General features: G+C 71.2%; 20 protein-coding genes. 8 read left to right on the top strand and 12 right to left on the bottom strand.

Going from position 1 to position 25329, the window contains the following annotated elements:
- Positions 1-4: 4 nt before the first annotated feature.
- Together ACZ69Q_RS25390 and ACZ69Q_RS25385 are read right to left on the bottom strand one after the other, a co-directional pair.
- Positions 5-661: a hypothetical protein gene (locus tag ACZ69Q_RS25390; RefSeq protein ID WP_471045833.1), complete on the bottom strand. Its 657-nt coding sequence runs from the start codon at positions 659-661 to the stop codon at positions 5-7.
- 141 nt (positions 662-802) lie between these two features.
- Positions 803-2647, bottom strand: coding sequence for a glycoside hydrolase family 3 protein (locus ACZ69Q_RS25385; RefSeq protein WP_471045831.1), 1845 nt, complete (start codon positions 2645-2647; stop codon positions 803-805).
- Between the two features lie 447 nt (positions 2648-3094).
- On the opposite strand from ACZ69Q_RS25385, the gene aroA reads away from it, so the two are divergent.
- Both aroA and ACZ69Q_RS25375 read left to right on the top strand, forming a co-directional pair.
- Positions 3095-4330 carry a 3-phosphoshikimate 1-carboxyvinyltransferase gene (gene aroA, locus ACZ69Q_RS25380; protein ID WP_471045828.1) on the top strand — a complete coding sequence of 412 codons (1236 nt, stop codon included), beginning with the start codon at positions 3095-3097 and terminating at the stop codon, positions 4328-4330.
- Positions 4331-4358: 28 nt separating this feature from the next.
- Positions 4359-4940, top strand: coding sequence for an RBBP9/YdeN family alpha/beta hydrolase (locus ACZ69Q_RS25375; RefSeq protein WP_471045825.1), 582 nt, complete (start codon positions 4359-4361; stop codon positions 4938-4940).
- Between the two features lie 228 nt (positions 4941-5168).
- On the opposite strand, the gene ACZ69Q_RS25370 is transcribed toward ACZ69Q_RS25375, so the two are convergent.
- From ACZ69Q_RS25370 to ACZ69Q_RS25350, 5 genes are all read right to left on the bottom strand, one after another.
- Positions 5169-6515, bottom strand: a complete 1347-nt coding sequence (locus tag ACZ69Q_RS25370) for an MFS transporter (protein WP_471045822.1) — start codon at positions 6513-6515, stop codon at positions 5169-5171.
- A gap of 110 nt (positions 6516-6625) precedes the next feature.
- A complete protein-coding gene (locus ACZ69Q_RS25365) occupies positions 6626-7426 on the bottom strand; it encodes a sugar phosphate isomerase/epimerase family protein (protein WP_471045819.1) in 801 nt (266 codons plus the stop codon).
- Positions 7427-7490: 64 nt separating this feature from the next.
- A complete protein-coding gene (locus tag ACZ69Q_RS25360; RefSeq protein ID WP_471045816.1) occupies positions 7491-8423 on the bottom strand; it encodes a bifunctional helix-turn-helix transcriptional regulator/GNAT family N-acetyltransferase in 933 nt (310 codons plus the stop codon).
- Between the two features lie 115 nt (positions 8424-8538).
- Positions 8539-9135 (bottom strand): dihydrofolate reductase family protein, encoded by a 597-nt coding sequence (locus ACZ69Q_RS25355; protein ID WP_471045813.1) that lies wholly within the window; start codon positions 9133-9135, stop codon positions 8539-8541.
- Positions 9136-9516: 381 nt separating this feature from the next.
- Complete coding sequence (locus tag ACZ69Q_RS25350) at positions 9517-10563, bottom strand: LacI family DNA-binding transcriptional regulator (protein WP_471045810.1); 1047 nt, start codon at positions 10561-10563, stop codon at positions 9517-9519.
- 336 nt (positions 10564-10899) lie between these two features.
- On the opposite strand from ACZ69Q_RS25350, the gene ACZ69Q_RS25345 reads away from it, so the two are divergent.
- The 3 genes from ACZ69Q_RS25345 to ACZ69Q_RS25335 are packed head-to-tail and all read left to right on the top strand — an operon-like array spanning position 10900 to position 14041.
- Positions 10900-12057: a Gfo/Idh/MocA family protein gene (locus tag ACZ69Q_RS25345; protein WP_471045808.1), complete on the top strand. Its 1158-nt coding sequence runs from the start codon at positions 10900-10902 to the stop codon at positions 12055-12057.
- Entirely contained in the window at positions 12054-13205 is a 1152-nt protein-coding gene (locus ACZ69Q_RS25340) for a dihydrodipicolinate synthase family protein (RefSeq protein WP_471045806.1), read from the top strand. The genes ACZ69Q_RS25345 and ACZ69Q_RS25340 overlap by 4 nt, the downstream gene beginning before the upstream one ends.
- On the top strand, positions 13202-14041 hold the full coding sequence (locus ACZ69Q_RS25335; protein ID WP_471045803.1) for a sugar phosphate isomerase/epimerase family protein: 840 nt from the start codon (positions 13202-13204) through the stop codon (positions 14039-14041). The genes ACZ69Q_RS25340 and ACZ69Q_RS25335 overlap by 4 nt, the downstream gene beginning before the upstream one ends.
- 179 nt (positions 14042-14220) lie before the next feature.
- On the opposite strand, the gene rbsD is transcribed toward ACZ69Q_RS25335, so the two are convergent.
- From rbsD to ACZ69Q_RS25310, 5 genes are all read right to left on the bottom strand, one after another.
- Positions 14221-14610 carry a D-ribose pyranase gene (rbsD, locus tag ACZ69Q_RS25330; RefSeq protein WP_471045800.1) on the bottom strand — a complete coding sequence of 130 codons (390 nt, stop codon included), beginning with the start codon at positions 14608-14610 and terminating at the stop codon, positions 14221-14223.
- Positions 14607-15596: a ribokinase gene (locus ACZ69Q_RS25325; protein ID WP_471045797.1), complete on the bottom strand. Its 990-nt coding sequence runs from the start codon at positions 15594-15596 to the stop codon at positions 14607-14609. Before ACZ69Q_RS25325 ends, rbsD begins: the two co-directional genes overlap by 4 nt.
- A gap of 131 nt (positions 15597-15727) precedes the next feature.
- On the bottom strand, positions 15728-17683 hold the full coding sequence (locus ACZ69Q_RS25320; RefSeq protein ID WP_471045795.1) for an ABC transporter permease/substrate-binding protein: 1956 nt from the start codon (positions 17681-17683) through the stop codon (positions 15728-15730).
- The gene (locus ACZ69Q_RS25315) at positions 17673-19205 is read right to left on the bottom strand and encodes a sugar ABC transporter ATP-binding protein (protein ID WP_471045792.1); all 1533 of its coding nucleotides are present in this window, start codon (positions 19203-19205) and stop codon (positions 17673-17675) included. Before ACZ69Q_RS25315 ends, ACZ69Q_RS25320 begins: the two co-directional genes overlap by 11 nt.
- Positions 19202-20221, bottom strand: a complete 1020-nt coding sequence (locus tag ACZ69Q_RS25310; RefSeq protein WP_471045789.1) for a LacI family DNA-binding transcriptional regulator — start codon at positions 20219-20221, stop codon at positions 19202-19204. Before ACZ69Q_RS25310 ends, ACZ69Q_RS25315 begins: the two co-directional genes overlap by 4 nt.
- Positions 20222-20426: 205 nt before the next feature.
- On the opposite strand from ACZ69Q_RS25310, the gene ACZ69Q_RS25305 reads away from it, so the two are divergent.
- The 3 genes from ACZ69Q_RS25305 (at position 20427) to ACZ69Q_RS25295 (ending at position 24668) form a co-directional block, all read left to right on the top strand.
- Entirely contained in the window at positions 20427-20792 is a 366-nt protein-coding gene (locus ACZ69Q_RS25305) for a cupin domain-containing protein (RefSeq protein ID WP_471045787.1), read from the top strand.
- Between the two features lie 64 nt (positions 20793-20856).
- On the top strand, positions 20857-23112 hold the full coding sequence (recD2, locus tag ACZ69Q_RS25300; protein WP_471045785.1) for an SF1B family DNA helicase RecD2: 2256 nt from the start codon (positions 20857-20859) through the stop codon (positions 23110-23112).
- 266 nt (positions 23113-23378) lie between these two features.
- Positions 23379-24668 (top strand): citrate synthase, encoded by a 1290-nt coding sequence (locus ACZ69Q_RS25295; RefSeq protein ID WP_471045782.1) that lies wholly within the window; start codon positions 23379-23381, stop codon positions 24666-24668.
- The last annotated feature ends 661 nt before the right edge of the window (positions 24669-25329 follow it).

Raw genomic sequence — 25329 nt, 5'->3', positions numbered from 1 at the left:
GGTCTCACACCGGCCGCGCGCAGCCCACCGGCTTCTCGCCGCCCAACTGGACGTAAAGGGCCGTCGACAGCGGACATTGGGTCCGCCGGTCGGCGGCCTTCGTCACCTTGTACTCCGGCTTCTGCTCGGCCTTGCCGTCGCAGGACGTCTCGCGGACCTGGCCGTCGCCGGAGTCGTAGACGCAGTCGCCGACGATCGTTCGGGGGCCGCCTCCGCCGCCGGGGTCGCCGGGATGGGGCGAGGCGAGATTGCGCATACAGGCGTAGCCCTGGGGGATCGCGCCGTCGCCGTCCTCGTCGGAGGTGCGGTTCTGTTGGCTGATGTGCAGCACGAAGTCCGTGGTCGCGGGGCACGGCGGGCCGTCGCCCACCCTGCCGTCGTGCCGGGCCACGACCCGCGCGGAGGCCCGCTCACTGGTGCAGGACACCTCGGTGAAGCTCGTCGTACCGAAGGAACTGCACTCGTCGACGCCGAGGAACACCTCGCCGTACCCGGCGGGCCGGGTCGGCGTCACCTGTCGCCCGCTCGCGCTCGTACCCCCGCTCTCCGCGAGCCGCCCGTCCTCCTCGGCCGCCCTCGACGGACTCTGGCACCCCGTCAGCAAGGCGACAAGCAGCACCGCGAACGCACAGGCCACTCCGACAGCACTTCTCCCAGCCATCGCACTCCCCCCGGTACCCCCGGTCCAGCGTGGCCCGTCGCGGCGGGCGCACGCCAGACGTGTGGGGGCCTTTGCGCCGGTTGGGGGTGAGAGTGCCCGTTGTGCGGCGTACGGGGTCTACGCCCAAAGTGCTACGGGTCGCTACCGATGCTCGTACGAGAGGCCGTGGCCGACCGGGTACAGGACCTTTCCCGGATCGTCCGCCCGCTGCACCGGCACCGGCAGCCGTCCGCGCGGTGCCACCCGGCCGGCGATCACCCGCGCCGCCGCCCGCAGTTCGACGTCGGTCCAGGAGTAGGACGCGAGGACGGCCCGGACGCCGGGCAACTGCGCCACGTCGTACGGGTTGCGGATCGCCACCGCCACCACCGGCCGCCCCGTCGCGAGGAGCTGCTCGACCAGCACCTTCTGCGCACTGGCCGCCGTGACGTTGTACGTCCCGACCACCACCGCGTCCGCCTCCCGCGCCGCCGCGACGGCCCGGGCGATGGTCGCGGCGGAGGGTGCCGTTCCGGTCGACAGGGCGGTCGCCGTGAACCCCAGTTCGGTGAGGGCGGTGGCGAGCACGCCGGTCGGGGGGCCCGTCGTACCGGACGGGGAGGCCGGATCGGCGCCCACCACCAGGACCCTGGGGTGGGTGCGGCGGGACAGCGGCAGCAGCGGCCCCTCGTTGACCAGCAGCGTCGTCGTGCGCTCGGCGATGCGGTCGGCGGCCTTGAGGTGCGAGGGGGTGCCGACGTTCCGGTCGACGCCGCCCTGGCTGACGTACGGCGCGTCGAACAGCCGCAGCTTCGCCTTCAGCCGCAGCACCCGCAGGATCGACTCGTCCAGCCGCGCCTCGGTCAGCTCGCCGTCCTGGACGGCCCTGAGGACCGCGTTCCACGCGATGTCGAGGGACGGCGGGTTGAGGAGCTGGTCCACGCCCGCCTTGAGCGCGAGGACGGGGACGCGGTCGTCGCCGTACTTCGTCCGTACGCCCTCCATGCCGAGGGAGTCCGTCACCACCAGCCCGTCGTAGCCCAGTTCCTCGCGCAGGATGCCGGTGAGGATCGGGCGGGAGAGGGTCGCCGGGTCGCCGGAGTCGTCGAGTGCCGGGACCATGATGTGCGCGGTCATGATCGAGTCGATGCCGGCGCGGACGGCGGCCCGGAAGGGCGCCGCGTCCAGGGTCTCCCACTGCTCACGGGTGTGGGTGATGACGGGGAAGCCGTAGTGGCTGTCGACGGCGGTGTCGCCGTGTCCCGGGAAGTGCTTGGCGGTCGAGGCGACCTGCCGGCCGTGCTGGTATCCGGCCACCTCGGCGGCGACCAGGCCGGCCACCGCGGCCGGGTCGGCGCCGAAGGAGCGCACGCCGATCACCGGGTTCGCCGGGTTGACGTTCACGTCGGCCACGGGGGAGTAGTTCTGCCGGATGCCGAGCGCCCTGAGCTCCTGTCCGGCGATCCGGCCGAGAGTGCGGGCGTCGGTGCGCGAGCCTCCCGCGCCGATGGCCATGGCTCCCGGGAACAGGGTGGCCGGCTCGCCGACGCGGCAGACGATGCCGTGCTCCTGGTCGGTGGAGATGAGCACGGGCAGGCCGCGGGGCTGGGTGAGGGACGCCCGCTGGATGCCGTTCGACAGGTCGGCCATCTGATGCGGGTCACGGGTGTTGTGCGCCCAGGTGAAGTAGATGATGCCGCCCACGCGGTATTTGGCGACCAGCTCGGCGGCCGTGCGGACGCCGATCTCCTTCAGGTTGGCGTCGATGTCGGCCTGGTCGGGGGTGGTCGCGGAGTGGCCGTAGACCCGCATCACGAAGAGCTGGCCGACCTTCTCCGGCAGGGTCATCCGGGCGATGAGGGCGCGCAGTTTCCGGTCGTCGGGGGCGGCGGCGTGGGCGGTGCCGCCCAGGGCCAGCGCGGTGGTGACGCCCGCGGTGGCCGCGAGGACCGTACGTCTCGATGGTGGTGCGGTGTTTCCCTTGCTTCCCGTGCTGGTGTCGGGCACGTGCGCTCCTTCCGGAGGTGGTGCGCTGAAGGAAACTTCCGAGAAGTCACCAATAACCGGGAAGTTTCTGCCAGTCAAGGGAATCGGCCGTAACCGGAAGGCGGGCGGCAGCCGGAAAGGGGCCGCCATCGGCGCAGTTGGAGGGGGGCGCGCCGATGACGGCGTGCTGCCGGCCGCGGCACGGCGGAGAGGGTTGGTCAGCGATCGCAGCCAGCAGCGAGGGCCGACACCGCACCACGGTGACTCTCCGGCAGCATGCGGGTTGGACGAGCGGGGGAGGGGCTGGGTTCCCCGCGATGGCCGGAATCGACGAAGTTGGTGAACGCGGGGCCGGCGTGACGGATGGGCAGACGGGAGGGCGACTGCCGGCGACCGGCGAGGGACGGGCACGGGTCCATCCCGTGGACGTCCGGGCACGCCGACAGGCGCCGGGGCGATCATGAGCGCATGCCCGAAGTCGCCATTCCCGGATCCAAGTCCATCACCGCCCGCGCCCTCTTCCTGGCGGCCGCGGCCGACGGTGTCACCACCCTGCTGCGGCCGCTGCGCTCGGACGACACCGAGGGCTTCGCCGAGGGGCTGACCCGGCTCGGCTACCGGGTCGGCCGGACCCCGGACGCCTGGCAGGTCGACGGCCGACCGCAGGGCCCCGCGGCCGCGGAGGGGGACGTCTACTGCCGCGACGGCGCGACCACGGCCCGGTTCCTGCCGACGCTCGCCGCCGCCGGCCACGGCACCTACCGCTTCGACGCCTCGCCCCAGATGCGCCGCCGCCCGCTGCTGCCGCTCACCCGTGCCCTGCGCGACCTGGGCGTGGACCTGCGGCACGAGGAGCAGGAGGGCCACCACCCGCTGACCGTACGGGCGGCCGGCGTCGAGGGCGGCGAGGTGACGCTGGACGCGGGGCAGTCGTCGCAGTACCTGACGGCGCTGCTGCTGCTCGGCCCGCTGACCCGCGAGGGCCTCAGGATCACCGTCACCGACCTGGTCTCGGTGCCGTACGTCGAGATCACGATCGCGATGATGCGTGCCTTCGGCGTGGAGGTGCGCCGGGAGGGCGACGCCTTCGTGGTCCCGCCAGGCGGCTACCGCGCCACGACCTACGCGGTCGAGCCGGACGCGTCGACCGCGAGCTACTTCTTCGCGGCGGCGGCCGTCACGGGCGGCGAGGTGACGGTGCCGGGCCTGGGCGAGGGCGCGCTCCAGGGCGACCTGGGCTTCGTCGAGGTGCTGCGGCGGATGGGCGCGCGGGTGACGGTCGGCCGGGACGCGACGACCGTCCGCGGCACCGGCGAACTGCGCGGCGTCACGGCAAACATGCGCGACATCTCCGACACCATGCCGACCCTCGCGGCCATCGCGCCCTTCGCGTCCGGCCCGGTGCGCATTGAGGACGTGGCGAACACCCGGGTCAAGGAGTGCGACCGCCTGGAGGCGTGTGCGGAGAACCTGCGCAGGCTGGGGGTGGAGACGACGACGGGCCCGGACTGGATCGAGATCCGGCCGGCCGCGCCGGTCACGGGCGGCACCGAGATCAAGTCGTACGGGGATCACCGCATGGTGATGTCCTTCGCGGTGACCGGCCTTCGGGTGCCGGGTGTCTCGTTCGACGACCCGGGGTGTGTACGGAAGACCTTCCCGGGCTTTCATGAGGAGTTCGCGGCGTTGCGGGCGCGGCTGTGAGGCGGGTGGGCGTGTCACCATCGGCGCCATGACCGCCTACCTCATCCTCCACGGCTGGCAGAACCACCGCCCCGAGGACCACTGGCAGCACTGGCTCGCCGACCGGCTCACCGAACTCGGCCATCAGGTCGTCTACCCGCCGCTTCCGGACGCCGACGATCCCGAACTGGAGGTCTGGCTGGCGGAGTTGGGGCGGCATCTGGCCGGGCTCGACGCGGGGGCGGAGCGGGTGGTGGTCGCGCACAGTCTCTCCGCCGTGCTGTGGCTGCACGCCGCCGCGCGCGGGATGCCGGGGCTCGACACCGTGGACCGGGTCCTGCTCGTCGCCCCGCCGTCCGGCAGTGTGCTGGCCGGGCACCCGGAGGTCGCCCGGTTCGCCCCGCAGTCCCTGGAGTTCACGCTCCCCGGCCCCACCCGCCTGGTCGCCGGCGACGACGACCCGTACTGCCCCGAAGGCGCCGACACCCTCTACGGCACGCCGCTCGCCATCCCCACGGACATCCTCCCGGGCGCCGCCCACCTGGATCTGGACGCGGGGTACGGGTCGTGGCCCGCGGTACTGGGCTGGTGTCTGGACCCGACGGTGCCGCTCGTGGTGCGTCCGGTGTGAATCGCCGGGTGCGGCGGCTTCGGGGGCGCCGTTCAGGTGGTTCTTGAGGGCGGATGTGGATCTCGTGGTGCGGGGTGCCGGGCCGGTGTCTCGAACGGGCGGGGCCGCTTGTGGTGCGTCGGGTGTGATCGTCCGGCCTCGTGGCTTCGGGGTGGCTCGCTCGTCCGGATGCCGGTGCGGGGTGTGGTCCGGTGTGCCGGCGCCGGTGTCTCGATCCGCCGGGGCCGGTCATGGCGCGTCCGGTGTGGCCGTCCCCTCCCGTAGCTCCGGCGTTGCCGTCCCGTCCCGCAGTTCCGGCGTTGCCGTCCCGTCCCGTAGCTCCGGCGTTGCCGTCCCGTCCCGCAGTTCCGGCGTTGCCGTCCCGTCCCGCAGTTCCGGCGTACCCGCACCCACGTAGGCCACCGCCAGCACGCACAGCAGCCCGCCCGTGACCAGGGCCGTCGCGCCCGAGGACCAGCCGGCGACCAGGCCGCCGCGCAGGTTGCCGAGATGCGGGCCCGCCTGGCCGACGATCTGTTCGGCGGCCGTGACCCGGCCGAGCAGGGCGTCCGGGGTGCGGGTCTGGACGATCGTGCTGCGCGACACGACCGACAGGGCGTCCGCGGCACCGGCCACCACCAGCAGCCCGAGCCCCACCCAGGGGTCGGTCATCAGGCCGAACAGGGCCAGCGCCGCGCCCCAGGTCCCCGCCCCGCACAGCATGACCAGGCCGGGCCGGCCCAGCCGTGTCACCGAGCCCGACAGGGCCGTCGCCGTGACGCCGCCGACCGCCACGGCGGACAGGAACAGGCCGAGGGTGCGCGGGTCGCCGCCGAAGCGTTCGGCGTTGACCAGCGGGAAGAGGCTGACCGGCATGGCGAGGACGGTGGCGGCGAGGTCGGTGACCAGCGCGCCGCGCACCACCCGGTGGCCGGCCAGGAAGCGCAGTCCGTCCAGGACGCCGTGCAGCCCGGCCCGTGAGGGCTCGCCCTCGGGCTGCAGCGCGGGCAGGCCGAAGGCGCCGTAGAAGGCGAGACCGAAGCTGAGGGCGTCCAGCACATAGCAGACGCCGATGCCGAACCAGCCGAGGAACAGCCCGCCCAGCGCCGGGCCGAGCAGCATCATCGCCTGGCCGGTGACCTGGTTGAGGGCCAACCCCGCCGCCACCTGCTCCTTCGGCAGCAGCCGCGGCACGAACACGCCCGCCGCCGGGCCACCGACCGCGCCGAAGCAGGCCCCGGCGGCCACCAGCGCGAGGATCCCGCCCACCGGTACGCCGCCGGTGAAGCCCTGCACCGCGAGCAGCAGCGCGCAGACCGCCTGCCCGACGGTCGCGATCAGGAAGATCCGCCGCCGGTCCCCGCGGTCCACCCACGCCCCGGCGAACAGGCCCACGCACACCATGGGCAGGGCCTGCGCCAGCCCGACCGCACCGCTCCAGACCGTGCTGTGCGTCAGGTCCCAGACCTGGTACATGACCGTCACCATGGTCATGAAGCTGCCGAGCACGGACACCGTCCGCCCGATCAGCAGCCGCCGGAAGACGGGCGAGGTCCGCAACGGCGCCACGTCGATCAACGTACGCGCGAGGCTCATGACGGCATGACGGGGCGGGGGGCGGTTTCGGGCACGAGGGGGGACGCTATACGCCCGCCGTCGCGGCGGGCCAGTGAATTACAGGGTGGGGCGGGGCAGGGGCCGCCGGCCTACGCCGACTCGTTCAGCAGCCGCGACAGGTGCTGCCGCCCCGCGCCGAGCAGCTCCGGCAGCGGAGCCGCCTCCTCGTACCAGCGCTTCTCGTACTCCCAGCACAGCCAGCCGTCCCAGTTGTGGCGGGAGAGGACCTCCACGCACTCGGCGAGCGGCAGCACACCCGCGCCGAGCGGCAGCGGCGTCGTGTCGTCGGCGGAGGCGATGTCCTTGACCTGGACGTAGCCGAGATACGGCGACAGGGCCGCGTAGCTCTCCGTGGGCTGCTCGCCGGCCAGCCAGGTGTGCATGACGTCCCACAGCGAGCCGACGTGCCGGTGGCCGACCAGACCGAGGACCCGCATCGAGTCGGCGGCGGCGCCGTGCGAGTCGTGGGTCTCAAGCAGGATCCGTACGCCCATGTCGGCGGCGTACTCCGCGGCCGTGCCCAGCCGCCGCGCGGCGATCGCGTCCGCCGACTGCCGGCTCTGCTCGGGATCGGCGCCCGGGAAGACACGGACGTAGGGCGCGCCGAGGTCGTGGGCGAGGTCGACGAGCCTGCGGACCTCCTCGATCACCGGCCCGTCGTCCCCCGGCGCGGCGACCCGGGCGTACCCGGCGAGGCCCACCGGCTCGACGCCGGCCGCCTTGAACTCGGCCGCCACATCGGCCCGTTCCCCGGGCCCGAGCCCCAGATGCACCGGCTCCTCCGGATGCGTACGCAACTCGACCCCGTGATATCCGTGCGCATTCGCGAGCCGCAGCACGTCGGGGATGGGGAGACCGGGGACGCCGAGGGTGGAGAACGCCAGTTTCATGCATCCACCTTGCCAGGGAAACGCAGTGACGCCCATCCGGCCGGGCGGTCGGAGGCCGGCGACGTCACTCCGCAGTGCCTTGCAGATCCAGACGCCAGTCCTGGCCGTTCAGGTCCTTGCCGAAGGAGCGGTGGGGCTTCTCGGCGGCCAGGACGAAGCCGTGGCGCTGGTAGATGTGGCGGGCGGCGGACAGGACGTCGTTGGTCCACAGCACCAGGTCGCGGTAGCCGACGCCGCGGGCGAAGTCGACGACGGCCGTGACGAGGCGGTCGCCGATGCCGAGGCCGCGGGCGTCGGGCTCGACCAGCAGCAGCCGCAGCCGGGCCGTGGCGGGGGCCTCGTCCCGGACGCACATCACGCAGCCCACCGGCCGGCCGTCCAGCTCGGCGATCCACACCCGCTCCAGGTGCGGGTCGTGGTCCTCGGCGAAGTCGGCGACGATCCTCGCCACCAGCCCCTCGTAGTCGGCGTTCCAGCCGTACTCGGCGGCGTACAGAGCGGCGTTGCGCTGCACGATCCAGCCGAGGTCGCCGGGGCCGGGTTCGCGCAGCAGAACGTCCTCGCGGCGCGGCGGGCGACCGTGGGACAGGATGGTGCGGACGGCCGTCATCGCGTCGGCGAGGCGGGGCCGTTCGGCGGACGGCACGGTGGACAGCAGCGAGCCGACCGATTCGTTCGCCCGTTCTTCCAGCAGCTTGCCGGTCGCCCGGCCGCGCGCGGTGAGCGTGACACGGCGGCGCCTCGGGTCCTGCTGCGAGGCGGTGCGCTCGATGAGGCCGTCCTGCTCGAACTTGTTCAGGATCCGGCTCAGATATCCCGCGTCCAGCGAGAGCTCGGTGCGCAGATCGGCCGCGTCGGTACGCGGGGAGTGCGCGAGTTCGTACAGGACGCGGGACTCGGTGAGGGTGTACGGCGCGTAGAGGTGGCGGCTGTAGTCGAGGGCGCCGATGACGTTCGTGTAGAAGCGGTTGAAGGCGCGGATGTCGTGGACGGTCATGATCGTCGACCCCGGTGGACTCTGCGGCGGTTCAGCCTGTCGATCTCTGACTCAGTCAGAGGTTCCGTCGGTTCGAGCGTAGGACGTCCGCGCCTTCGCGGCTACCCCTCGGCGGTCATTCCTGCGCGGCCGGCCGGTAGACGCACACCTGGGCGCCCGTCTTGGCGGTGGTGGTGGAGACGAGTTCCAGGGGGCGCTTGCCGCCGTCGGCCGGGAAGACCGACTTTCCGCCGCCGAGCAGCACCGGCATCACGATGAGCTGGAGCTCGTCGACCAGACCCTCCTGGATGAGGGTGCGTACGAGGGTGGGGCTGCCCATCATCGCCAGGTCGCCGCCCTCGGCCGCGCGCAGCTCCCGCACCCGGGCGACGGCGTCGGCGCCGGGGATGAGGGTGGTGTTGTTCCAGGTCAGGTCGGCGTCGGTGAGGGTGCTGGAGACGACGTACTTCTTGATCGAGTTCATCCGGTCGGCGAAGGGATCCCCGGCCCGCTCCGGCCACGCCCCCGCCATGGTCTGCCAGGTGCGCCGCCCGAAGAGCAGCGCCTCGGCCTTCTGCATCCCCGCGTCGAAGGCCTCGCCGAGGACCTCGGCGTCGAAGTACGGGTGCGACCAGCCGCCGTGCGCGAACCCGCCGTCGGTGTCCTCCTGCGGGCCGCCGGGTGCCTGTACGACGCCGTCGAGGCTGATGAACTCGGTGATCGCGATGCGCATGGGTCTCACTCCTGGGTATCGGGCGTGCGGTGTACCGCCGAGGTGGTTACGCCAGACAAGACCGGGGTGGGGCCCGGAAGTCATCGGCGGGTCGAGACATAATCCCGGAACGGCGGATTCGGCAGAGGGCGGACGCCCCGAACCACCACCCACGCACACACGCCCGGCGCCCGGCCGGAGCTGATCGGCGGACAGGTCGCCCGTCTCTTCGAGCGGGCCGACCCGGCGACGCCCTCACCCGCGCCGACATCGCAGGCGACCACCAACTGGCCGAGTCCGCCTGCCGGATGGTGTCGATCGCGTACTGACCGAACCCAGTCCGACCGAACCCAGTCCGACCGAACCCAGAAGACCCCTGCACCCGTGCCCCCCAAGCACCCCCTACTTCCGAGGCCCCCCAGAAGACCCCCGAACCATCAACTCCCCCCGAATCGTCGCGATCCCCCCGGGCGGCGGCTCCTCCCGGCCCATCGCGATCCGGCCGGCCCGTGCCCCCGCCTCCGACAGCGGCAGCCGCACAGTCGTGAGAGACGGCACCGCGTCGATGCTGAACGGCAGGTCGTCGAAGCCGGCCACCGAGACGTCCTCGGGGATGCGCAGACCGGAGTCCCGCAGGGCCGCGCACGCGCCCAGGGCGACCGAGTCGTTGGCGGCGACCACCGCGGTCAAGGACGGGTCCCGGCGCAGCAGTTCCAGCGTCGCCTCGTAGCCGGACTGGCGGTCGTAGCGACCGTGGACCGTCCAGCCCGCGTCCTCCTCGATGCCGTGTGCCGCCAGTGCGGCCCGGTGGCCCTCCAGGCGGTGCCGGGTCGTCGTGCGCTCTTCCGGGCCCGCGATGTAGCCCAGCCGCCGGTGGCCCAGGCCGATCAGGTGCTCGGTCAGCTCGCGCCCGCCGCCGCGGTTGTCGAAGGTCAGCGCGATGGCGCCGGTGTCCGGCGACGGCGGCCGCCCGCACAGCACCACCCGCGTACCGGCGTCCGCCAGCTTGCGCAGCTTCGCCGCGACCGCCGCCGCGTGCGGGGCGTTCTCCATGGCGCCGCCGGTCAGGACCACCGCCGCCGCCCGCTGGCGCTGAAGCAGGGTCAGGTAGGTCAGTTCGCGTTCCGGTGAACCCCCGGTGTTGCAGACGACCGCCAGCCGCTCGCCGCCCGCCCGGCCGCCCGGGCCCCCGATCTCCGACTGGATCGCGCTCGCCATGATCCCGAAGAAGGGGTCGGCGATGTCGTTGACCAGGATGCCGACCAGGTCGGAGGTGGCGGCGGCGAGCGCGCTCGCGGGACCGTTCAGCACGTAGTCCAGCTCGTCCACCGCGCGCAGCACTCGCTCGCGGGTGGTGGCCGCCACGGGGTAGTTCCCGTTCAGTACGCGCGACACCGTCGCGGGCGAGACCTGGGCGCGGGCCGCCACGTCCGCAAGGGTCACCGTCATCTCGTCGTCCTCCGGTCGCGCATCTTGTCGTACCACCTGTCGTACGTGCGTGCTCACCACGTGTTCACGGACAGGACCTGCCCCCTCGTAGACAGGCCATCCGCGGTCGCGGTTCCGTGTATGTCGAGCAGACCTTAAGGCCAAGAACCCCGGTTGTTCGTCCCCTCGAACAACTCAACCCCGTCACGGTCTTGTCTACACCGCTGCTCAGAGGCTAGCTTCTCATCAGATAGAAAGCGCTTGCTGTACCGCTTGGCAGGGTAAGGCGTACGCGGCGCGCACAACCGCGTACGAGACGCGCACGAACGTTGCGCACGACGCCTAGAAGGGAACGACGTGACACGCAAGACGGTGCGTATCGCCATGAACGGTGTGACCGGACGCATGGGCTACCGACAGCACCTGGTCCGCTCCATCCTGGCCATCCGCGAGCAGGGCGGCCTCGACCTGGGCGACGGCACCGTGCTGTGGCCGGAGCCGGTCCTGGTCGGCCGCCGCGAGTACGCCCTGAAGGCGCTCGCCGAGCAGCACGGCCTGGATCCGCAGAACATCTCCACCGACGTCGACGCGGTCCTCGCCGACCCCACCGTCGAGATCTACTTCGACGCCCAGGTCACCTCCGCCCGCGAGGAGGCCATCAAGAAGGCGATCGCCGCCGGCAAGCACATCTACACCGAGAAGCCCACGGCCACCGGTCTGGCGGGCGCCCTGGAGCTGGCCAGGCTCGCCGCCGGCGCCGGCATCAAGCACGGCGTCGTCCAGGACAAGCTGTTCCTGCCGGGCCTGCTCAAGCTCAAGCGCCTCATCGACGGCGGCTTCTTCGGCCGGATCCTGTCCGTGCGCGGCGAGTTCGGCTACTGGGTCTTCGAGGGCGACTGGCAGACCGCGCAGCGCCCGTCCTGGAACTACCGCGCCGAGGACGGCGGCGGCATCGTCGTCGACATGTTCCCGCACTGGGAGTACGTCCTCCACGAGCTCTTCGGGCGCGTGAAGTCCGTCCAGGCCATCGCCACCACCCACATCCCGCAGCGCTGGGACGAGAACGGCAAGCCCTACGACGCCACCGCCGACGACGCCGCCTACGGCATCTTCGAGCTCGACGGCGGCGCCATCGCGCAGATCAACTCGTCCTGGGCCGTGCGCGTCAACCGCGACGAACTCGTCGAGTTCCAGGTCGACGGCACCGAGGGCTCGGCCGTCGCGGGCCTGCGCAACTGCCGTGTCCAGCACCGCAGCATGACGCCCAAGCCCGTGTGGAACCCGGACATCCCGGCCACCTACTCCTTCCGCGACCAGTGGCAGGAGATCCCGGACAACGACGACTTCGACAACGGCTTCAAGGCGCAGTGGGAGCTCTTCCTGCGGCACGTCTACGCCGACGCCCCCTACCACTGGGACCTCCTCGCCGGAGCCCGCGGCGTCCAGCTCGCCGAGCTGGGCCTGAAGTCCTCGGCCGAGGGCCGCCGTATCGACGTACCGGAGATCCAGCCGTGACCATCCGACTGCCGGACTTCAAGGGCGGTCTGCGGGCGTACGAGCCGCGCGCCGAGCCCCTCGCGCTCACCCCGGGCGCGCCCCTCACCTCCCGTACGGTCTTCTCGGCGGCGCACGTCGTCGCCGACCCGTACGCGGACGTGTCGCCCGACGCGCCCGCCGCCGTCGACTGGGACGCCACACTCGCCTTCCGCCGCCATCTGTGGTCCCACGGGCTCGGCGTCGCCGAGGCCATGGACACCGCGCAGCGCGGGATGGGCCTGGACTGGGCGGGTGCGGCCGAGCTGATCCGGCGCAGTGCCGCCGAGGCGAAGGCGGTCGGCGGGCGGATCGCCTGCGGGGTGGGCACCGACCAGATCGCCGCCGGGTCTCTCGTGGAGGTCCGTGCGGCCTACGAGGAGCAGCTCGCCGTCGTCGAGGAGAGCGGGGCGCAGGCGATCCTGATGGCCTCGCGGGCGCTCACCGCCGCGGCGAAGGGCCCCGAGGACTACCTGGAGGTCTACGGCCATCTGCTGCGCCAGGCGGCCGAGCCGGTCATCCTGCACTGGCTGGGCCCGATGTTCGACCCGGCACTGGAAGGCTACTGGGGCTCGTCCGACCTGGACGCGGCCACGGACACCTTCCTGGAGGTCATCGCCGCCCACCCCGACAAGGTGGACGGCATCAAGGTGTCGCTGCTGGACGCCGGGCGGGAGATCGACATCCGCCGCCGGCTCCCGCAGGGCGTGCGCTGCTACACCGGCGACGACTTCAACTACCCGGAGCTGATCGCGGGCGACGACAAGGGCTTCAGCCACGCCCTGCTCGGCATCTTCGACCCGCTGGGCCCGCTCGCGGCCGAGGCCGTCCGGGTGCTCGACACGGGGGACGTCGCCGGGTTCCGGGGCCTGCTGGACCCGACGGTCGAGCTGTCCCGCCACCTCTTCCAGACGCCGACCCGCTTCTACAAGACGGGCGTGGTCTTCCTGGCCTGGCTGGCCGGCCACCAGAGCCACTTCACCATGGTCGGCGGCCTCCAGTCGGCCCGTTCCCTCCCGCACTTCGCCCGCGCCTACGAACTCGCCGACCATCTGGGCCTGTTCCCGGACCCGAAGCTGGCCGAGGAGCGGATGAAGAACCTGCTCGCCCTGTACGGAGTGGCCCAGTGAGCACCGGCGATCTCTCCCGCTTCTCCATCAACCAGATGACCGTCAAGCAGCTCTCGATGCCCGAACTGGCCGACGAGTGCGGGCGGCTGGGCATCGGCAGCGTCGGCCTGTGGCGCGAGCCCGTCCAGTCGTACGGCCTGGAGGCGACGGCCAAGCTGGTCCGGGACGCGGGCCTGGCGGTCACCACCCTGTGCCGCGGCGGCTTCTTCACGGCGATCGAACCGGACGAGCGGGCGAAGGCACTGGACGACAACCGCCGGGCCGTCGACGAGGCGGCCACGCTGGGCACGGACGTCCTGGTGCTGGTCTCCGGCGGCCTGCCCGCCGGGTCCAGGGACCTGCACGGCGCCCGGGAGCGGATCGCCGACGCGCTCGGCGAGCTGGGCCCGTACGCCGAGGAGCGGGGCGTGAAGCTGGCCATCGAGCCACTGCACCCGATGTACGCCGCCGACCGCTGCGTGGTGTCGACCCTGGCCCAGGCCCTCGACCTCGCGGAACGCTTCCCGGCCCACCAGGTCGGCGTCACCGTGGACACGTACCACATCTGGTGGGACGACACGGCCCCGGCGCAGATCGCCCGGGCGGGCGCGGGCGGCCGTATCCACACCTTCCAGCTCGCCGACTGGACGACCCCGCTGCCGCAGGGCGTGCTCACCGGGCGCGGGCAGATCGGGGACGGAGCGATCGACATGCGGGAGTGGAAGGGGTACGTGGAGGCGGCCGGGTACGACGGGGCCATCGAGGTCGAGCTCTTCAACGACGGGCTGTGGGCACGCGACGGCCGGGAGGTGCTGGCGGAGACGGCCCGGCGTTTCGTGGAGCACGTGATCCGCTGAAAAAAATCTGAGGCACCCGTACAACCCTCCCCCGACCTCGCGGGTCGTACTTGGCATCAGGACTCTTGGAGGGGGATCTGGGGGGATCGCGGGGGTTCTGATCGGAGGGGAAAACCCGAGGGGCTCGGTCGGCTGACCGGGCCCCTCGAAACGTTTCCGGCCCGCCGGGGACCGCGATGTCAGAAGAACACGCCGCAGCGCAGCAGCACATTCGCGTACGGCCGTGCCTCGCCGGTCCGTACGACCAGCCGCGCCCCGGCCGACAGCTCCTTGAGCCGCTCGTGCGTGACCAGCCGCAGCTCGGGGAACTCCCCGTCCAGCAGGGCGGACGCCGCGGGGTTCGCCTCGCGGATCTCCTGCGCCGCCGTCGCGCCCTCCACCACCAGCTCGGCCAGCAGACCGTCCAGCACTTCGGCGAACGACGGCACCCCGGCCCGGAACGCCAGGTCCACGACCCGGGGGCCGTCGGGTATCGGCATGCCCGCGTCGCACACCAGGACGCCGTCGCCGTGGCCGAGCTCGGCGAGGGCACCGGAGAGGTGGCGGTTCAGGATTCCGGCGCGCTTCACAGCACCTCATCTCGCGACGACGTACCGGCGGCGCTGTCCGACCCTCTGCCGGGGGTCCGGGGGGCGCCCCCCGGATCGGCACAGCACAGGGCGTCGGCCTCCGCCGCCGTCGGGAAGGACACCTGCGCGCCCTGCCGGGTCACGGCCACCGCGCCGACCCGGGCCGCGTACGCCGCCGCCTCGGCGAGGGACGCGCCCGCGCCGAGCCGCCAGGCCAGTGCGGCCGTGAACGCGTCGCCCGCGCCCGTCGTGTCCACCGCGTCCACCTTGACGGCCGCAATCCGGGCCGTGCCCTGTGCGGAAGCCACCAGCGCGCCCTCTGCGCCCAGGGTCACGACCACCGAACGGGGGCCCTTGGCCAGCAGGATCCGCGCCCAGTCCTCGGGGGTGTCGCCCACCGCGGCGTCGCCGAGGATCACCTTCGCCTCGTGCTCGTTCACGATCAGCGGGTCGCAGGCGGTCAGCACCTCGGTGGGCAGCGGGCGCGGCGGGGACGGGTTCAGCACGAACCGGCTGCCCTCCGCCAGGCTCCTGACCACCTCGACGACCGTCTCCAGCGGGATCTCCAACTGGGCCGACACCACCCGCGACGCCTGGAAGAGGCTCGCGGCGGCGCGGACGTCGCCCGGGGTGAGCCGGCCGTTCGCGCCCGGCGAGACCACGATGCTGTTGTCGCCGGACGGGTCGACCGTGATCAGCGCGACGCCGGTCGGCGTGCCGCCGACGAGGACGCCCACCGTGTCGACGCCGGACTCGCGCTGCGAGTCGAGCAGCAGCCGGCCGTGCGCGTCGTCGCCGACGCGGGCCAGCAGGGCAGTGCGGGCCCCGAGCCGGGCGGCCGCGACCGCCTGGTTGGCGCCTTTGCCGCCCGGGTGGACGGCCAGATCGGAGCCGAGCACGGTCTCGCCGGCACCCGGCCGACGCTCGACACCGATCACCAGGTCGGCGTTGGCCGACCCTACGACCAGAAGGTCGTAGTCGTACATGAGATCGCTCCCCTGATAGGTCCCCGTGGTGACGTGCGGCGGGCGGCCGCCAGGTCCATGCTCCTGCAACGACCGCCCACCCGTTCGCCGTTCGCCGATGCCGGCCCGACAAGGGCCGGCGTCGGCGGATGTCAGCCGCTGAAGCCCGCCACGTTCTCCTTCGTGACGACCTTCACCGGCACCTTCACCGTCTGCTGGACCTTCTCGCCCTTGAGCGCCTTCAGGGCGTTGTCCACGGCGATCCGGCCGAGCTGGGTCGGCTGCTGGGCGACGGACGCGTACAGCGAGCCGCCCTCGACCGCCTTCAGGCCGTCCGGCGTGCCGTCGAAGCCGACCACCGAGACCGACTTGCCGGCCTTGGAGCCCAGCGCCTTGATCGCGCCGAGCGCCATCTCGTCGTTCGCGGCGATGACGCCCTGCACGTCCGGGTGCGCCTGGAGCAGGTTCGACATCACGTCGAGGCCCTTGGTGCGGTCGAAGTCGGCGGGCTGCTGGGCGACGACCTGGATGCCGGGGAAGGCCTTGAGGCCGTTCGCGAAGCCCTGGGCGCGCTCACGGGCGGCGGAGGTGCCGGCCTGGCCCTGGAGGATCACGATCTTGCCCTTGCCGCCGAGCTTCTCGGCGATCGACTTGGCGGCGAGCTCTCCGCCGGCGACGTTGTCGGAGGCGACCAGGGCGGCCGTCGTGGCGTTGTTGACGCCTCGGTCGACGGCGATCACCGGGATGTCCGCCTTGCCGGCGGCCTTCACGGAGTTGCCGGCCGCGTCCGAGTCGACCGGGTTGACGATGATCGCGCCGACGCCGGAACTGGTGAAGTTCTGGAGCTGGTTGGCCTGCTGCGAGGCGTCGTTCTGAGCGTCCGTGACCGTCAGGTCCACGCCCAGCTTCTTCGCCTCGGCCTGGGCACCCGCCCGGATCTGCACGAAGAAGGGGTTGTTGAGGGTCGACAGCGACAGGCCCATCTTCCGGTCGGCCGACGAGGAGGAGCCGTTGTGCAGGAAGGAGGTCGCGCCGACGATCGCCACGGTGACGACCGCCGCGAGCGCGTACGTCCCCGCCTGCTTGCCCTTGCCGCCGCCCACCCCCGTGCCCGCGGCCACCGGGGTGGCGCCGGCCTTGCGGCGCAGCGTGTCGAAGAGCACCGCCAGCGCGATCACGACGCCGATGACGACCTGCTGCCAGAAGGCGGACACGTTCAGCAGGTTCAGGCCGTTGCGCAGTACCGCGAGGATCAGCGCGCCGATCAGCGTGCCGGACGCCTTGCCGGTGCCGCCCGCGAGCGAGGCGCCGCCGATGACGACCGCGGCGATCGCGTCGAGCTCGTAGCCGTCGGCGGCCTGGGGCTGCGCGGAGGACAGCCGCGAGGCCAGCACGATGCCGGCGACGGCGGCGAACACGCCGGACAGGGCGTAGATGGCGAGCTTCTGCTTCTTCACCCGCAGCCCGGAAAGGCGCGCGGCCTCCTCGTTGCCGCCGATCGCGTACATCGAGCGGCCGATGTAGGTCCGGCCGAGCACGAAGGCGGCGATCAGGCCCATCACGATCATCACGAGGACCGGCACCGGCAGCCAGCCGCCGAGTGTGTCGCCGAGGTGCGAGACGGAGTCGGGGAAGGGGATCGGGGAGCCCTCGGAGATCACCAGCGACAGGCCGCGGGCCACCGAGAGCATCGCGAGCGTCGCGATGAACGGCGGGAGCTTGCCGTACGCGATGAGGAAGCCGTTGACGAGTCCGGCCCCGATGCCGGTCGCGACGGCCAGCAGCACCGCTATGAAGACCGGTACGCCGTGCGAGGTCGCGGTCCAGGCCAGGACGGTGGCCGACAGGGCCGCCACCGAGCCGACGGACAGGTCGATGCCCGCCGAGACGATGACGAAGGTGACGCCGAAGGCGAGGACGGCGGTCACGGCCGCCTGGACGCCGACGTTGAGCAGGTTGTCGGTGGTCAGGAAGTCGCCGGACAGCGCCGACATGGCGATGACGAGGACGATCAGCGCGGTGAGCGCGCCGTTCTCCAGGAGCAGGCGGCGCAGTCCGCTGGTGGCGCCACCGGCGCCCGACGTGCTCTTGAGCGTGTCAGTGGCCACGAGCGGCCTCCTTGTCGGTCGTGGGTTCGGTCGTGGGGTTGCTGACGGCGAGTGCCATCACGGAGTCCTGGGTGGCCTCGCCGGCGGCGAGCTCGCCGGCGATCCGGCCCTGGGCCATCACCAGGACGCGGTCGCTCATACCGAGCACCTCCGGCAGATCGCTGGAGATCATCAGTACGGCCGCGCCGGCGGCGGTGAGTTCATTGATCAGTTCGTAGATCTCGACCTTGGCGCCGACGTCGATGCCGCGCGTCGGCTCGTCGAGGATGAGCACCTTGGTGTTCGCGAGCAGCCACTTGCCGATGACGACCTTCTGCTGGTTGCCGCCGGACAGGGTGCGCACATGCTGGCCGAGCCCGGCCATCCGCACGCCGAGGCGGTCCGCGATCCTCGCGGCGGCATCCCGCTGGCCCTTGAGGTCGACGAGCCCCGCGCGCGTGGCGGCCCGCATGGTCACCAGGCCGAGGTTCTCCTCGACCGACTGGTCGAGCACCAGGCCCTGGCCCTTGCGGTCCTCCGGGATCAGTCCGATGCCGGCCGCCATGGCGGCGCCCACGTCATGTCCCTTCAGGGCCGTACCGGCGACCTTCACGGCGCCCTTGTCGTACGGGTCCGCCCCGAACACCGCCCGCGCGACCTCGGTGCGTCCGGCGCCGACGAGCCCGGCGATGCCGACGACCTCACCGGCGTGCACCTCGAAGCCGACGTCGTGGAAGACACCGCCCCGGGTCAGCCCCTCGACCGTGAGCAACGCGGCGCCCTTGTCGGCCCGTTCGCGCGGATACTGCTGGTCGATGGAGCGGCCCACCATCAGCCGGACGAGCTCGTCCTCCGGCGTGGAGGCAGGGACCTGCCCGACGCTCTTTCCGTCCCGGAGGACCGTGACCCGGTCGCCCAGGGCGGCGATCTCCTCCAGGTGATGGGTGATGAAGACGATCCCCACGCCGTCCTCGCGCAGCTTGCGCACGATCGCGAAGAGCTTCTCCACCTCCTCGGAGGTGAGCACGGCCGTCGGCTCGTCCATGATCAGCACGCGCGCGTCCAGGCTGAGCGCCTTGGCGATCTCGACCATCTGCAGCCGTGCGATGCCGAGTTCACGCACACGCGCGCGTGGCGACACATGGACGCCGACCCGCTTCAGCAGGACCTCGGCGTCGGCCTCCATCCGCCCCCGGTCGATCATCCCGAAGCGGCGCGGCTGGCGGCCCAGGAAGATGTTCTCGGCGACCGTGAGCTCGGGTACGAGATTGAACTCCTGGTAGATGGTGGCGATCCCGAGGCGCTCGGAGTCCTGCGCATCGTGGATGCGCCGCTCCTCGCCGCCGACCAGGATCCGCCCGGCGTCGGGCGTATAGGCACCGGAGAGCATCTTGATGAGGGTGCTCTTGCCGGCGCCGTTCTCACCGAGGAGGACGTGCACCTCCCCGCGGCGCAGATCGAAGTCGACGCCGTCCAGCGCGACCACGCCGGGGAAGGTCTTCCGGATGCCCTCGATGCGCAGCAACTCGTCCGGGTTGCTCACGACGTGCTCCTTTGCACAGGTGTGGGGTTCTCGCCGCACGAGCGGCGTACGACGAGGCGGGCGGGGAGGGTGACGGACTCGCCGGGGCGTCCCTCGATGCGGTCCACCAGGGCCCGTACGGCGGCCCGGCCCAGCTCGCCCGTCGGCTGGGCGATGGCGGTGATCGGCGGATCGGTGTGCACGAACCAGCGGATGTCGTCGAACGCGGCCAGCGCGAGGTCGTCCGGCACGCGCAGCCCACGCGCGCGTACGGCGTCCAGCGCGCCGAGCGCCATCAGGTTGTCGGCCGCGAAGACCACCTCGGGCGGCTCGGGCAGGTCGAGGAAGCGCTCGGTGACCCGCCGGCCGCTCTCGGCCTGGAAGTCGCCCTGCCCTATGTAGACGTCGGGGAGTTCGAGCCCGTACGCGGCGAGCGCCTCCCGGAACGCCTCGACACGCTCCCGTCCGGTCGTGGTCGCCGCCGGTCCCGCGATGATCGCGAGCCGGCGGTGCCCGAGCCCGTGCAGATGCGCCACGAGGTCCCGTACGGCGGCCCGCCCGTCCGACCGCACGACCGGCACGTCCACGCCCGGGATCCACCGGTCCACGAACACCATCGGCGTCCCTGCGCGGGCCGCGTCCAGCATCAGCGGGGAGCCGCCGTCGGTGGGGGAGACGAGGAGGCCGTCGATACGGCGGTCCAGCAGGTTGCGCACATGGTGGTCCTGGAGGTCCGGCCGCTCGTCGGCGTTGCCGATGATGACGCTGTAGCCGAGCGCGCGGGCCTCCTCCTCGACGGAGCGGGCCAGTTCGGTGAAGTAGGGGTTCATCACGTCGCTGATGACCAGGCCGAGGGTGTGGGTCTGGTCGGTGCGCAGAGAGCGGGCGACGGCGTTCGGGCGGTAGCCCAGGCTCTGGACGGCGGCCAGCACGCGTGCGCGTGCCTCGGCGCTGACCGACGGATGGTCGTTCAGGACCCGCGACACCGTGGCGACGGAAACCCCCGCCTCGGCAGCGACGTCCTTGATGCTCGCCATCGCCGCTCCACCTCCTTGTGGATGCTCGTGGAATCGATTACATCGACGTGTACGAAGAGGATTGGAATCGATTACACGGAGGTTAATCAAGCCCTCAACCACATCCCGAGACCGGATCGTGATGTCGCGGCGCACCGCGGGGCGGTTCAGCCTGGAGGAGTGGGGGCGTCCCCGAGGGCCCTTCGTGGGCCGGAGCGGAGGAGCCATGACGGCAGCGACTCACGACGACGTACCCGTCACCCTTGGCGGCGACGGTGTGGAGGTGCGCACCAAGTCCATCGGCGGCGGCATGTCCGTCGGCTACATCAGCCTGCCCGAGGGCACGGACATGGGCCCCGCCCTCAAGGGCCTGGCGGACGACGCCTGTCCCTGCCCGCACTGGGGATACCTGCTGAAGGGCAGGCTGCGGATGCTCACGCCCGAGGGCGAGGAGTACTACGAGGCGGGCCAGGCGTACTACTGGGGCCCCGGCCATGTCCCCGTGGCCCTGGAGGACTGCGAGTTCGTGGAGTTCTCGCCCACCGCGGAGTTCCAGGCGGTCCTCGACCACGTGAAGTCGCAGCCGGCGTGAGGGCCGGTGGCCGCTTCGCCCGCGGGCTCCCCGCGTTGTCGGACCCGACCGGTAGCGTCGGACCATGTCCAATCAGGCGGGGGCCACCACAGGCGAGCGGCGCATGGCCGTGCTCGAAGGCGTCCTGGAGCGGATCACGTACGCCAACGAGGAGAACGGCTACACGGTCGCACGGGTGGACACCGGAAGAGGCGGCGGTGATCTGCTCACGGTCGTCGGTGCGCTGCTCGGCGCGCAGGTCGGCGAGTCCCTGCGGATGGAGGGACGTTGGGGGTCCCACCCGCAGTACGGCAAGCAGTTCACCGTCGAGAACTACACGACCGTCCTGCCGGCCACCGTCCAGGGCATCCGCCGCTACCTCGGCTCCGGGCTGGTCAAGGGCATCGGACCGGTCTTCGCCGACCGGATCACCCAGCACTTCGGGCTGGACACGCTGAAGATCATCGAGGAGGAGCCCAAGCGGCTCATCGAGGTCCCCGGCCTCGGCCCCAAGCGCACCAAGAAGATCGCCGACGCCTGGGAGGAGCAGAAGGCGATCAAGGAGGTCATGCTCTTCCTCCAGACCGTCGAGGTGTCCACCTCCATCGCCGTGCGGATCTACAAGAAGTACGGCGACGCCTCCATCTCCGTCGTGAAGAACCAGCCCTACCGGCTCGCCGCCGACGTCTGGGGCATCGGCTTCCTCACCGCCGACAAGATCGCCCAGTCCGTCGGCATCCCGCACGACAGCCCGGAGCGCGTCAAGGCGGGCCTCCAGTACGCCCTGTCGCAGGCCACCGACCAGGGCAACTGCTACCTCCCCGAGGAACAGCTCATCGCCGACGCGGTCAAGCTCCTCCAGGTCGACACCGGGCTCGTCATCGAATGCCTCGCCGAGCTCGCGCGGATCCCTGAGGACGGCTCCGACCCCGGGGTCGTACGGGAGAAGGTGCCCGGTCCCGACGGCCGCGCGGAGCCCGTGACGGCCGTCTATCTCGTCCCCTTCCACCGGGCCGAACTCTCCCTCTCCGCCCAGCTCTTGCGGCTGCTGCGCACCGAAGAGGACCGGATGCCGGGGTTCCATGATGTCGCCTGGGACAAGGCCCTGGGCTGGCTGAAGGGCCGTACGGGCGCGGACCTCGCCCCCGAGCAGGAGGCCGCCGTGAAGCTGGCCCTGACCGAGAAGGTCGCCGTGCTGACCGGGGGCCCCGGCTGCGGCAAGTCCTTCACCGTGCGCTCGATCGTGGAGCTGGCCCGCGCAAAGAAGGCGCGTGTCGTCCTCGCCGCCCCCACCGGCCGCGCCGCCAAGCGTCTGGCCGAGCTGACCGGCGCCGAGGCGTCCACCGTCCACCGCCTGCTGGAGCTCAGGCCCGGCGGCGACGCGGCCTACGACAAGGACCGCCCGCTCCAGGCCGACCTGGTGGTGGTCGACGAGGCGTCCATGCTGGACCTGCTGCTCGCCAACAAGCTGGTGAAGGCGGTGCCACCGGGTGCGCACCTGCTCTTCGTCGGGGACGTCGACCAGTTGCCGAGCGTCGGCGCGGGCGAGGTGCTCAGAGACCTCCTCGCGGACGGCGGCCCCATCCCCGCCGTACGCCTCACTCGGGTGTTCCGGCAGGCCCAGCAGTCCGGCGTGGTGACCAACGCGCACCGGATCAACGCCGGACAGCACCCCGTCACCGACGGCATCAAGGACTTCTTCCTCTTCGTCGAGGACGACACGGAGGAGGCCGGACGTCTCACCGTGGACGTGGCGGCCCGCCGGATTCCGGCAAAGTTCGGGCTCGACCCGCGCCGGGACATCCAGGTGCTGGCCCCCATGCACCGCGGCCCGGCCGGCGCGGGCACCCTGAACGGCCTGCTCCAGCAGGCCATCACGCCCGGACGCCCCGATCTGGCGGAGAAGCGGTTCGGCGGCCGGGTCTTCCGTGTCGGCGACAAGGTCACCCAGATTCGCAACAATTACGAGAAGGGGGAGAACGGTGTCTTCAACGGCACCGTGGGCGTGGTCACCTCACTCGACCCGGTCGACCAGCGCCTCACGGTGCTGACGGACGAGGACGAGGAGGTGCCGTACGAATTCGACGAACTGGACGAACTGGCGCACGCGTACGCGGTGACGATCCACCGTTCACAGGGAAGTGAATATCCCGCAGTGGTGATCCCCGTCACCACGGGAGCATGGATGATGCTCCAGCGGAATCTGCTGTACACGGCGGTCACCCGGGCCAAGCAGTTGGTCGTCCTCGTGGGGTCGCGCAAGGCCATCGGCCAGGCGGTGCGCACGGTGTCGGCCGGGCGCCGCTGCACGGCGCTCGACTTCCGGCTCGCGGGCTCCTGAATCCTGCTTTCCGGCTCCCCGCCGGACACGCTTCTGACCTGCCGATTCGTGAGGCATCGAAAAAAATGATCGATCAAACGAGTCGTGAAGGTCACAGACCACTTCCAGATGGGGAAAGCAGGGGGCAGGATGGCAGGTTGGCGGCACTCAGTGCCGCCAATAGGCCCAATGGTCGACCCCGAGTGCACTCTCCTGAGCCGAATGGGGGAGGGTAGAGACAGTCAGGGCAACCTCGAAGATGAGGCACAACGTCGGTGAGGGAAGACGTGAGCGACAACTCTGTAGTACTGCGGTACGGCGACGGCGAGTACACCTACCCGGTGATTGACAGCACCGTCGGCGACAAGGGCTTCGACATCGGCAAACTCCGCGCCCAGACCGGTCTGGTGACCCTGGACAGCGGCTACGGCAACACCGCCGCCTATAAATCCGCCATCACCTACCTCGACGGCGAGGCGGGCATCCTGCGGTACCGCGGCTACCCGATCGAGCAGTTGGCCGAACGCTCCACCTTCCTGGAGGTGGCCTACCTGCTGATCAACGGTGAGCTGCCGACCGTCGACGAGCTCTCGACCTTCAAGAACGACATCACGCAGCACACCCTGCTGCACGAGGACGTCAAGAACTTCTACAAGGGCTTCCCCCGCGACGCCCACCCGATGGCCATGCTGTCGTCGGTCGTCTCGGCGCTGTCCACCTTCTACCAGGACAGCCACAACCCGTTCGACGAGACGCAGCGCAACCTCTCGACGACCCGCCTGCTCGCGAAGCTCCCGACGATCGCGGCGTACGCGTACAAGAAGTCGATCGGCCACCCGTTCGTCTACCCGCGCAACGACCTCGGCTACGTCGAGAACTTCCTGCGGATGACGTTCTCCGTGCCGGCGCAGGAGTTCGAGCTCGACCCGGTCGTCGTCGCCGCGCTCGACAAGCTGCTGATCCTGCACGCGGACCACGAGCAGAACTGCTCGACGTCGACGGTCCGTCTGGTCGGCTCGTCGCAGGCGAACATGTTCGCGTCGATCTCGGCCGGCATCTCCGCGCTCTGGGGCCCGCTGCACGGCGGCGCCAACCAGTCCGTCCTGGAGATGCTCGAGGGCATCCAGGCCAACGGCGGCGATGTCGACTCCTTCATCCGCAAGGTGAAGAACAAGGAGGACGGCGTCCGCCTGATGGGCTTCGGCCACCGGGTGTACAAGTCCTTCGACCCGCGCGCGAAGATCATCAAGGCGGCGGCGCACGACGTCCTCTCCGCCCTCGGCAAGTCCGACGAGCTGCTGGACATCGCCCTGAAGCTGGAGGAGCACGCGCTCTCCGACGAGTACTTCGTCTCGCGCAACCTCTACCCGAACGTCGACTTCTACACGGGCCTGATCTACCGGGCCATGGGCTTCCCGACCGAGATGTTCACGGTCCTGTTCGCCCTCGGCCGCCTTCCGGGCTGGATCGCCCAGTGGCACGAGATGATCAAGGAGCCGGGTTCCCGCATCGGCCGCCCGCGCCAGATCTACACGGGCGTCGTCGAGCGCGACTTCGTGCCGGTCGAAGAGCGCTAGGCGCTCCGCTGGGGGGCGCGTGAGGGAGTTGTCGGCCGGCTGCGGGTTCGTCGTGGCCGGTCGCGCAGTTCCCCGCGCCCCTATAGGGGCCTGCGGCCCTATAGGGCTTGGTGTAGTGCAGCCAAAATTGGCGCAGTGCAGCCAAAATTGGCGCAGTGCAGGCAAAAAGAAGAAGGCGCCCTGGCGGCGGTCCCCCCACGGGCCGACGTCCAGGGCGCCTTCCCATGTCCCGGTGCGGATTCCCCCCACGGGATCCGGCCGGGCGTCTGAGAGAGCAGCGCCTGAATCGCTGTCTTTCGGTATTGCCGTTTGAGTAGAACGAGCAAAACTCGTCGTACTCATGGTTGTGCGGTCTGCCGGGACAGCGCACGGTCGGGAGGGCCGCTCAAAGCTTCCCGACGTACGTGCCCCGGCAACGCAACTCTGAGGAAGTCCCCCAAGACATCCTCAGATGCCAGTAAGCGCCCCCCAAGACGCTGCCTGACATCGTCAACTTAGACCTTCGAACCCCTTCGATGGTTACGTTCACATCACTGTGATCTGCGTCTCTTGCATATGTCCGTTAGATACGCAAGAGCCCCGATATGGCGATCGAGACCCAAGCGTAAGGATGATGCGCGAGCCTTGTGAAGAGCTTATGTGAGCCGGGCGTCGGACTCCA

This window comes from Streptomyces sp. NPDC036764 (genome assembly GCF_055609385.1).
Note: the sequence above shows the minus strand (reverse complement) of the source record. Positions and strands in the feature narration are given on the sequence as shown.